Annotated in this window: 7 protein-coding genes; 2 read left to right on the forward strand and 5 right to left on the reverse strand. The window is 67.8% G+C overall.

Translation table 11 applies throughout. The features are described from left to right. Nucleotides 1-444 precede the first annotated feature (444 nt). Both NNI01S_RS31300 and NNI01S_RS31305 read right to left on the reverse strand, forming a co-directional pair. Nucleotides 445-825, reverse strand: coding sequence for a DUF1304 domain-containing protein (locus NNI01S_RS31300; protein ID WP_063024865.1), 381 nt, complete (start codon nucleotides 823-825; stop codon nucleotides 445-447). Nucleotides 826-983: 158 nt separating this feature from the next. After that, nucleotides 984-1,799, reverse strand: a complete 816-nt coding sequence (locus NNI01S_RS31305; protein ID WP_063024866.1) for an amidohydrolase family protein — start codon at nucleotides 1,797-1,799, stop codon at nucleotides 984-986. A gap of 252 nt (nucleotides 1,800-2,051) precedes the next feature. Between NNI01S_RS31305 and NNI01S_RS31310 the strand changes: the two genes are divergently transcribed. Next, nucleotides 2,052-5,474, forward strand: coding sequence for a serine/threonine-protein kinase (locus tag NNI01S_RS31310; RefSeq protein ID WP_063024868.1), 3,423 nt, complete (start codon nucleotides 2,052-2,054; stop codon nucleotides 5,472-5,474). 27 nt (nucleotides 5,475-5,501) lie between these two features. Here NNI01S_RS31310 and NNI01S_RS31315 read toward each other — a convergent pair whose 3' ends face one another. From NNI01S_RS31315 to NNI01S_RS31325, 3 genes are all read right to left on the reverse strand, one after another. Further along, nucleotides 5,502-6,782 carry a GGDEF domain-containing protein gene (locus tag NNI01S_RS31315; protein ID WP_245676451.1) on the reverse strand — a complete coding sequence of 427 codons (1,281 nt, stop codon included), beginning with the start codon at nucleotides 6,780-6,782 and terminating at the stop codon, nucleotides 5,502-5,504. A gap of 117 nt (nucleotides 6,783-6,899) precedes the next feature. Next, nucleotides 6,900-8,012 carry a terpene synthase family protein gene (locus tag NNI01S_RS31320; RefSeq protein ID WP_063024870.1) on the reverse strand — a complete coding sequence of 371 codons (1,113 nt, stop codon included), beginning with the start codon at nucleotides 8,010-8,012 and terminating at the stop codon, nucleotides 6,900-6,902. Between the two features lie 310 nt (nucleotides 8,013-8,322). After that, nucleotides 8,323-8,991: an ANTAR domain-containing protein gene (locus tag NNI01S_RS31325; protein WP_063024871.1), complete on the reverse strand. Its 669-nt coding sequence runs from the start codon at nucleotides 8,989-8,991 to the stop codon at nucleotides 8,323-8,325. A 601-nt stretch (nucleotides 8,992-9,592) separates the two neighbouring features. Between NNI01S_RS31325 and NNI01S_RS31335 the strand changes: the two genes are divergently transcribed. Then, nucleotides 9,593-10,458, forward strand: an 866-nt coding sequence (locus tag NNI01S_RS31335; protein WP_063917771.1) for a helix-turn-helix domain-containing protein, incomplete at its 3' end; no start/stop codon positions are given.

Below are 10,458 nucleotides of genomic sequence, written 5' to 3' on the forward strand. Positions count from 1 at the left end.
GTTCACCCGACACCAACGCTCTTTGTACCAACATAATTGGCTCTCGATTCGGTTATCCCGGCCATCGGATCGGTTGTCACAACTAGGCTAGCTGGATCATGCACGTACAGATGCAAGAACGCAAGATTGCGTCTGCATTTCTGCGGTCAAGGCCTCCTGACAGCACCTGAACGCCGAGAGCACACCGGCCGCAACCGTTTTCGGCACGGGAGCCGACCGATTACCGACCCGGACGGCGAGGGCGAACACACTCCTTGTTCCCGACCCCCGGTCGGCATTCGGGGCCACACGCCCGCCCGCGAGTACGAATTCACCCACCACTGCGGACCTTCGGTCACCGGCAGTGTGCCGATGACGCGCACCGGACCCGGCGACGCGAGCACTGCGACCGATCGCGAAGCGGTGCACCGGTCTTCAGCGTGCTCGCCGACCGCCAGGCCACAATCAGAGCTGGGTCGCGGCCGCGAGCAGCGTCAGCGCGGGCAGCGCGCCCTGCACCACCGCGCCTCTGGCGAAACGGCGGTCGTGCGCCACCAGGACCACCGCCGCGGCCAGCATCGACCCGCATCCGGCGAGCACCAGCGCCCACCCGGCCTCCGGTATCGACCGCAGGATCGCCACGCCGACGAGTGTCACCACCGCCAGAAACAGGTTGTAGAAGCCCTGATTGAACGCCCACGGCCGCGCCGAGGACAGTTCGGCTTCCGACAGCCGGAAGACCCCCCGATACACCTTGGGGTCACCGAACCGCACAGACTCCATGACGAAGATGCCGACATGGAGCACAGCGGCCGCGGCGGCGAACACTTGTACCACCCAGAGCATTCGACCTCCTCACGATGCGCCGACCGGGAAGACCGGCAACCGATCATCCGGTGTTCCGCACGACGGCCCGGTCGACTCCGGCGCGCCGAGGCATCCTATGGGCTCGAGCCGGGAAAGCTCGCGCAACACACCGCCGACACGCCGCCACGCGAATTCGGTCAACCGGCCAGTCCGAAAACGCGGCGGGCGTTGCCGTCCAGGTACAACTCGCGGGTCTCGTCGTCGAGACCGAGGGCCGCGAAGCCGTCGAGCGCGTGCTGCGGGAAGATCATCGGATAGTTCGTGCCGAACAGCACCTTCCGGCGCCCGCTGCCGGACTTCATATACGAGACCAGTTCCGCTGGAAAGCGTTTCGTCGTGTACGCCGAGGTGTCGATGACGACGTTCTCGTGCTTGCGCGCGACCGCGATCATCTCCTCGGTCCACGGATAACCGATGTGCCCGCAGACGATCGTCAGCTCCGGGAAGTCGAGGGCGATCTGGTCGATGTACGGGATGGGGCGACCGGTATCCGACGGGCGCAACGGACCCGTGTGCCCCACCTGCGTACAGAACGGGATCCCCGCATCGACACAGGCCGCGAACAGCGGATAGAAACGCCGATCCGTCGGCGGCAACTCCCACAGCCACGGGAGTACCCGCAGCCCCTTGAACCCTTGGTCCACGCGGCGGCGCAGTTCCCGTACCGCTTCCATCGGCCTGCGCAGGTCCACCGACGCGATGGGAAGCAGGCGATCGGGCGCCTCGGCCACCCAGGCCGCGACCTCGTCGTTGGAGATGAGCACGCCTTCCGGCGCGTGCCAGGCCGAGATGAGCGCCCGGTCGACGCCCGCGGCGTCCATCGCGTCGAGGGTGACCGACAGGGGGATCTCGTCGGTCGGTATCACCGCTCCGGTCCACCGACGCAGCGAGTCGAACATGTCGTTGGCCAGGAATCGCCGGGTCGGGTGTTGCGCCCAGACGTCGATCGTCATGCGCGGATTCTGGCACACGTCGTAGCACCGGACGTCGCTCCGACGCCCTCCGAAAGACCTTCCCACCCGCCGGCACGACTCCCCTCGCGTTGCCGGTGTCCGGCTGCCACCCCACAACCACGGCATCACTGCGGCACAGGACCCGCTTCTACCTCATCTTCTATACCGAACGTATTAACAAGGACGAGGTTCGCTGGGCATAAACTGGGTATCTACCCGCAGGACCACAGACATCCGACGCAGAGCAGGGCCATGGCCGGTTCGGACCCGTTCGCCACACAGCACGATCGGCCTCCAGGGATCGAGCGGGAACTGGAGGGCGCGGGTCTCGACGACCCCGAAGTGATCGGCAAGGGCGGCTTCGGCGTCGTCTACCGCTGCAGGCAGCGGGCGTTGAATCGCAGCGTCGCGGTCAAGGTTCTCACCGCGCGACCGGATCTCGAACCCGAGAATGTCGAACGGTTCCTGCGCGAACAGCAGGCCATGGGCGCGCTGTCGGGGCATCCGAACATCGTGCCGATCCTGCAGGTGGGGACCACCCGCAGCGGACGGCCCTACCTGGTGATGCCGTATCACTCGCACGGCTCGCTGGAAGACCGTATTCGCCGGGAGGGTTTTCTGCCGTTGCCCGAGGCGATCGGGATCACCGTGAAGCTGGCCGGCGCGTTGGAGACCGCGCACCGGGCGGGCATTCTGCACCGCGACATCAAACCGGGGAATGTCCTGCTCACCGACTACGGCGAGCCGCAACTCACCGATTTCGGCATCGCCCGCATCGAAGGCGGATTCGAGACCACTACGGGCGTGGTGACCGGGTCGCCCGCGTTCACCGCGCCGGAGGTGCTGCGCTCCGGCGTCCCGTCGGTCGCCTCGGACGTCTACGGCCTCGGCGCGACCCTGTTCGCCATGATCACCGGGCACGCGGCATACGAGCGTCGTTCCGGCGAGCAGGTAGTCGCGCAGTTCCTCCGCATCGCCGCCGACCCGCTGCCGGATCTGCGGCTCGACGGCATCCCCGACGAGGTGGCGGCCGCCATCGAGACCAGCATGGCGCACAATCCCGCGGACCGTCCGCCCTCGGCCGCCGCGTTCGGCGAGATGCTGCGCGATATCCAGCGCGGCAACGACATGCAGGTCGAGCACATGACACTGCCCGCGGGTGACCGGCCCGCGCCCGAAGACCTCAGCACACGGCCGTTGACCGCCACCGCGCGGTTCTCCACTCCGCATCCGAAGACACCGCCGACGCCCGAGACCAAGTTCCGCCCGGCGATGCCGACTCGGCCGCTGGTCCAGCGTGCGCGCCTGATCGACGCGCTGCAGACCGTGCCGCCGCCGCGCCTGGCCGTCATCCACGCCCCGGCCGGGTTCGGCAAGAGCACCCTGGCGGCCCAGTGGGCCAAGCGTCTCGCCGAGACCGAGAAGGTGGCGGTGGCCTGGTTGAACGTCGACCGGGACGACAACAACGTCGTCTGGTTGCTGACCCATCTGATCGAGGCGTTCAACCGCGTGAGCCCAGCGCTGGCCCCGGACCTCACGCCCGTCCTCGAGGAGGGCGACGCCGCTGCCGCGCGCTACGTGCTCACCACGCTGATCGACGCGATCCACGCCCGCGACGAGCGATTCGCCCTGGTGATCGACGACTGGGATCGGATCACCGATCCCGCCGCCGTCGAGGCCCTGCACTACCTGATCGAGGAGGGTCCGCAACATTTGCAGATCATCCTGACCAGCCGGTCGCTGGAAGGGTTGCCGCTCGGCACCATGCGCGTCCGTCACCAGCTCGTCGAAATCGATGCCGCCGCACTGCGATTCGATGCCGAGGAGGCGCGGACGTTCCTCGCCGAGCAAACCGGCCTCACCCTGGCCGACGCCGAGAGCGCCGAGCTGCGCGACTACACCGAAGGCTGGGCGGCGGCCCTGCAATTGGCCTCGCTGTCGCTGCGCGAGCACCCGGACCCGGCCTCGCTGATCGCGCACCTGTCCGGTCGCAACCATGCCATCGCCGAGTACCTGGCCGAGAACGTGCTGGACACCGTCGAACCCGAGCTACGCGACGTTCTCCTGAAAACCTCCCTCCCCGAACGAGTCTCCGGCAGTCTGGCCACGGCTCTCACCGGAAGGCCGCACGGACAGGACCTGCTGGAGAATCTCGAACGCCGCAATCTGTTCCTGCGGCGAGTCGACGAGAGCGGCGACTGGTTCCGCTACCACCATCTGTTCGCCGAGTTTCTGCGCCAGCGACTGGAGCGAGACCATCCCGACGAGGTCGCCGCGCTGCATCGCACGGCGGCGAAATGGTTCGGCGATCACGGGATGCTCAGCGAGGCCATCGACCACGCGCTGGCCGGTGACGACGGCGAGATGGCCGTCGACATCCTCGAGGCGAAAGCCCGCGCTCTGGTGCAGGACGCGCAACTCGCGACCTTCCTCGGCCTGCTCGCGAAACTTCCGCCCGCGGCCGCCGCCGCGCGCCCGCGGTTGCAGATCGCGATCGCGTGGACCCACGTGGTGCTGCGGCAGCCCACGGAGCTGCACGCCGCGTTGCGGCTGGTGCGCGCGGCGCTGGACAAGGCCCCGGTCGACGACCCCGATCTGGCACTCGAGGCCGACCTCGTCGAGTGCGTGGAACGCGCGTTCGGCGACCGTCCCGAAGGCGTGGACGCCGTGGTCGGCAAATGTCTGGGCCGCGCCGACACGCTGGGGCCGTGGGTGCTGTGCGAGGCCGCGAACCTCGCCGCATTCTCCGCGTTCAGCCGGTTCGACTACGACGGGGCGCGCGAATGGCACGACTGGGCCACCCCGTTCTACCGGCAGACCCGCAGCACGTTCATCCTGATGTACAGCCACAGCCTGGTCGGCGTCGCGGCGCGCGAACAGCTCGACATCGCGACGGCGGAACGCAGCTTCCGCACCGCATTCGACATCGCCACCACCTCCTCCGGCCCCCGTTCCTACGCCGCTCGTCTGGCGGGCGCTCTGCTCGGTGAGTTGCTCTACGAACGCGATCAGCTCGCCGCGGCCGAGCGCCTGCTCGACGAAGCGGGCAGGCTCGGCACCGAGGGCGGCCCGGTCGACTTCCTGATGGCGAACTACGCCACCGGCGCCCGGATCAAGTCCCTGCGCGGCGACCTGGCGGCCGCCGCGCGACGGTTGGACGAAGGCGCGGAGGTGGCGCAGGCCCTGAAGCTGCCGCGACTGGCCACCCGCGTCGCGAATGAGCAGGTCCGGCTGGGCCTGACGGCCACCTATGTCACCGAACCGCCGGCCGGTGAGAGCGGCATCGCCACGATGGCCGCGGAGATGCGCGAGGATTCCGCGATCCGCATGCTGCTGCGTTCGGGCGCCGCCAAACGGGTTGTCACCGCCTCGGCGCGCGCCCGGCAGTTGCGGGATTCGATCGACGCCGATCGCCGCCCGCGAGCCGCAGCGCAGGCGTCGCTGCTGCTGGCTTCCTGTCTCGCGGCGGCCGGCCGGACCGAAGAGGCGAAGGACGAGCTGGTCCCGGTGGTGGTCCGGTACGCCGAAGCCGGGCTCATCCGGCCGCTGGTCGACGAGGGGCACCTGGTCATGTCGCTGTTGCACAGCTTGGACTACGACTCGCGTGAGGGACGGTGGCCCGAGGAACGGCCGATGGTCTCGCCGAGGTTCCTGCACCGATTGCTGGCCCGCTGAACCGTCGCGCGATATCGTCTCCGCTGCTCACAACACCGGTTGCGGACCTCGTGAGGTGTCGGTGTCCAGGATGTGCAACACCCACCGGCCCTTACCGTCGGCTTTCGCCCGGTAGAGGCCGGTATCGGCGGCGTCGAGCAGCGATTCGGCGTCCGCGCCCGCCACCGCCGTGACTACCGCGCCGATGCTGATCGACATGCGTAGTCGCCGGTCACCGGCCGTGATGGGGTCGACCAGCGCCTCGAGCAGGCTGTTCGCCACGGTTGCCACCCGGTGGTCGCTGGCAGGCGGCGGGATCAGCGCGACGAACTCGTCGCCGCCGATGCGGGCGACCAGGCACCCCGATCCGCGCACACTGTCCTGCAGGCGCCCGGCGACCGCGGTCAAGATCTGGTCGCCGGTGCCGTGGCCGTAGCGGTCGTTGATGTGTTTGAAGCGGTCGATGTCGACGAAACACAACCCCGCGCGGTCCCCGTTGCGGGCCTCGGCGATCATCGCGTCGATCCGTTCGATGAGATGCCGCCGGTTCGGCAGTCCGGTGAGCGGGTCGTGGCGGGCCTGCCGATGCAGCTCCTCGCGCATCCGGTGCTGCTCGGTGACGTCCTCGCCGACCGCGAGCAGATAGTCGCTCTGTCCGTCGACGCCCTTGACGAAGGTGATGGCGAACGACGCCCACCCATAGCTGTCGTCGGCGCGACGGATCCGCTGTTCCAGTTTCACCGTGCCCGCCCCGGCGGGGACCAGCTTCTCGTACACCAGCGTGCGGATGCCCTCGCGGTCGTTGGGGTGCGCGAAGTCGTAGACCGACACCCCGCGCAAGGCTTCCGCCGGGACGCCGATCATCTCGGCCAAGCCCCGGTTGACGTCCAGCAGCGTGCCGTCGGTGTCACCGATGGCGATCGCGATCGCCGCGTTGTCGAACACGACGCGGAACCGTTCGTCGTAGGACCGGCGCGCGTCGCTGGCGGCGTGTTGCGATTGCGCCTCGTAGCCCTGACCGACGGCCGCGAGCAGTGCCGCGAGCCGCCGCCCGGTGTCCGGAGCCGTCTCGCGTTCGGCCAGCCCGTACAGCACCTGCGCGGACGTACTGGGCACGGCCGCTCCGGCCAGCCCGGCGGAGGCCAGCCGCGCGCCCACGCGAAGCCCGACGCTCGCGTCGAAGGGTTCGGCTTCCAGGCCGGAAACCAGCTCCTCGACCATCCCGAGCAGCACGACCTCGGGGTCCGGTACGGACACCGACCCATCGGTGACGGCCTGTAGCGCGCGCCACCACAATTTCGCCATCCTGGCGAGTTCGATCTGTTCCACCGCAACCCCCTCACCATTCAGGCCGGAGATAGCCCCCGACGCATCGTATCCACACATGTTCGAGACCGTCGAGTACTGCCGCCCGGAAGCATTCCCAGGCATGGTGAGGAGGGCGGGCTACGGCAACCCGTTCTCCCGGAAGATCGACGCACCTTTGTACCGCAGCGTCTTGACCTGCCAGACCCAGGTCGCTTGCACGCACGCGATCAGATCGGCGAGATGGGTCGAGACCGTGGCCGCCAGGCCGGCGTCCTCCGCGGCCAGGCGGTCACATCGCTCGGCGGCCATCGCGCCCACCTCCCGGAATTCGGCCAGCCGCGCGCGCACGATCTCGGTGGCGCCTTGCACGGCGTCCTCCAGCGACCATCCAGGGTGGTTCAGCAGTACCGCCGGGATCAAGTTGAAGTCCGCGAGATCGACGATGCATTCCTTCTCGAAGGAGAACACGTCGTTCATCAGCGCGCCGATCTCCACGGTCAGCACCCGCAGGCGATGGAGATCGCCGGCCAGCCCGGTGTGCCCGATCCGGTGCCACGGCAGGTAGTCGTCCCGGCCGAACTCGCACAGCGCGATCGCCGGGTACATTCCCGACACCTGGGACCGCAGATCGATGTACTCCTCGACGCTGAGCAACCCGCCGCGCGCTCGGGCGTTCTGGTCCTGGATCGCGGGCCGCAGGTGATCGATGGTCGATTCGACGAACCCGTCGAGCCAGTCCGGGTCCGCGAGGGCGGACAGCATCGTGAGAAACGCCGTGGTCGAGGTCTCCAACGGGGTGGCGTCCTCCGGCGCGGAGCGTGTGCGCAGCAGCACGCACAGCCGGTCGATCGCCACGCGCGCCTGTCGCTGTTCGTCGTCGTCCAGGTGGCCGAACTTCTCCCGGCCGACGGTGTCGTTGAGCCAGAACAGGATCGCGTTGTACAGGCCGATGATCGTCATCCGTTCAGCGCTGACGGCGCCGGGGTGCAGGTAGGGCGTCATGCTGTTGTAATGCGGGCCCGCGGGCTCGAGCCAGATGCCGTGCTCGCGGCAGAAGCGCTCCACCTCCGCGCACGCTCGGTCGCCGAACCGGTTGGGCCGGAAGTCGCGGCAGTAATCGACGATGTCCCAGTCGGGCGTACCGAACATCGTGCGCAACGACCACTGCCGCCCGGTGCGCAGCAACGCCTCGTGTTGCCCGCGCATGGTGACGATTTCCCGCTCGAGTGCCGATGTGTACTCACTGACCACAACGACTTCCTCCCACTATGGTGACTTCTGATGAATTGTCTCCGACTTATCGGTAGTGGGATCGATCGAAGGGCGAAGATCACGCAACACTCGCGCCCTCGATGACGTTGCCGCACTGATCATTTGACGGCGACACAGTGGCAAACGGCGAGTTCGCGGCCCCCGGCGGGCGCCGCGACGCGAGTCGCCGTGGCGCATGCAGGCAAGCGACCGATTCCGGACGCGGCAGGGAAATACGGCGCCGCTGTCGCCGGATGCCCGCCCTCCTCCCACCGGGGAATCTATCGGGGGCCGGTCTCCGGCGCCGCGCTCACTTCGATGCCAGCAGGTCGTGCATGGTCAACAGCAGATGATCGAAGCGGGCCCGTTGCGCGGCCGGGCCGCCGCCCATGGCGGGAACCTCACCGGCCAGTTGTCGCGCCAGCGTCCGCAACTTGATGTTGGTTTCCTGGGAGCGCCACTGCAACACCCGGAACGCCTGTTCGGCGTTGATGCCGTAGACGACCATGAGCACGCCCTTGGCCTGCTCGATCACCGCCCGTGACTCGACCAGTTCGGGCAGGGTGTCGTCGAGAATCTCCTGCCGATTCTCCTCGAGGATGTCGGAGACGTCGATGAAATAGCCCGCCGTGCCGATCACCCGCCCCCCTTCGTCGCGCATGCGATCGGCGACGACGATGACGTGACGGGTGCGCCCGGCGGTATCGATGACGCGGTGGCGCCCGCAGAACGGCTCACCGCGGCGCACGGCGGCGATCGACTGGGCGGCCGGCTCGCGGTCGTCTGGATGTTTGTGCGCCAGCAGCAACTCCGTGCTGGGTAGCGCGCTCCCCGCGGCGTAGCCGTATATGGCCGCCGCTTCGTCCGACCATTCCCATCGCTGATCCTCGAACCAGAAGCGGAAGGTACCCACGCTCTGCGGCGTGCCCGCGATGACACTCTCTATCGCGGAGGCGCTTCTCAGCGCGAGGTGATCCATCCTCGTCACGCGGCCATTATCCATCGGCGCTCGCGGCCCACGGCCGGGAACACGAGATGAAATCAAATTGTGGCAAACTCTCCGCATCCTCCAAAATATGCGCTTAACCTGGAAGGATTGATTATGTTGGATAGGTTTGAATTTTATAGCAATTGATCTGCAATACGGGCTGTGCGGCCGTCGGCACGCCGGTCCGCGAGACCGGTGACCTGACCGTAGCCGCGAGTGCGCCGAGCGCCATCGCCCCGCACGGCCACGCCCACACCTCGAGCCGCCACGCGCGTGATCGGAGAGCGCGGGCGCGCTTCGGCATCCTGCGGTCGCATTCCGGCAGCGCGGCGTTCCGCCCGTTCGCGTAACGAGGCCGAGCAGGTCGGGAGTATGCGCACACCGAGTCGATCGAGCAGTCGGTCGGGTTTGCCCCGCAGAGTCGGCCACCGAACGCAGAGTCCCACGAAAACACCGACCATAACGTGCATCACGGGAGGTAGTCTCTGTTGCTGTGCCCACACTCGGCACAGATCCGCTGCACGCAGGCCGCATTCGAGGGCGAACGTGATAACGCGTTCCAGCAAGTGCGCAGACCGAAGGGGTTGTACTGATGGCAGGCAAGCGCACCGTCCTGACCGTCCGGTTGCGGCGGCTTGCGGCGATGCTGCACGAGATGCGCGAAAACGCCCAGCTCAGCAAGGAAGAGGTGAGCGCGAAGACCGGGATCAACGTCACCACGCTGTACCGGATCGAGACCGCGCAGGCGCGGCCGCAGCGTCGCACCCTCATGGCGATGCTCGATCTCTACCGCATCGGTGACGAACAGCGCGAAGACGCCTTGGAGTTGCTGTCCGACGCGCTGAAGCCGGGCATGTCGCGCGCGTACGAGGGCAGCGTGTCGGAGGTCTACGCCGCCTACATCAACTTCGAGTCCGAGGCGTTGTCCGCCCGGCACTACCAGACCTCCTTCATCCCAGGGCTTCTGCAGACCTACGAATACGCCACCGCCGTGATCGACACCTCGATGCCGAAACTCGAGGCGTCGGTCATGGAGAGCAGGGCGAGGGCCAGGATGGACCGCGCGGTCAACCTGACCAAGGAGGAGCCGCTCGAGCTGTGGGTGGTCTTGGACGAGGCCGCGATTCGGCGCACCGTGGGCGGCCCCGCGGTGATGCGGGGCCAGCTCGACCGGCTGCTGCAGGAGATCAAGCGAAAGAACGTGATCCTGCAGATCCTGCCGTTCGACGCGGGCGCGCACCCCGGCATGGCGGGCTCGTTCACCTTGCTGGACTTCCCCGATCCCGCCGACCCCGAGCTGGTCTATGTGGAGGGTCTGGCCGGTGACGAACTGATCGAGGGCCACACCGAGATCCGCCGTTTCGGCGTCATCTTCGATCAGCTGCGCGCCATGGCGCTGAGCCCGCGCGACTCGGCGGCCATGATCGTCGAGGCCGCGCGCCGGATGGATCGGGAGGA

Source organism: Nocardia niwae NBRC 108934 = DSM 45340 (assembly GCF_001613465.1).
Lineage (GTDB): Bacteria > Actinomycetota > Actinomycetes > Mycobacteriales > Mycobacteriaceae > Nocardia > Nocardia niwae.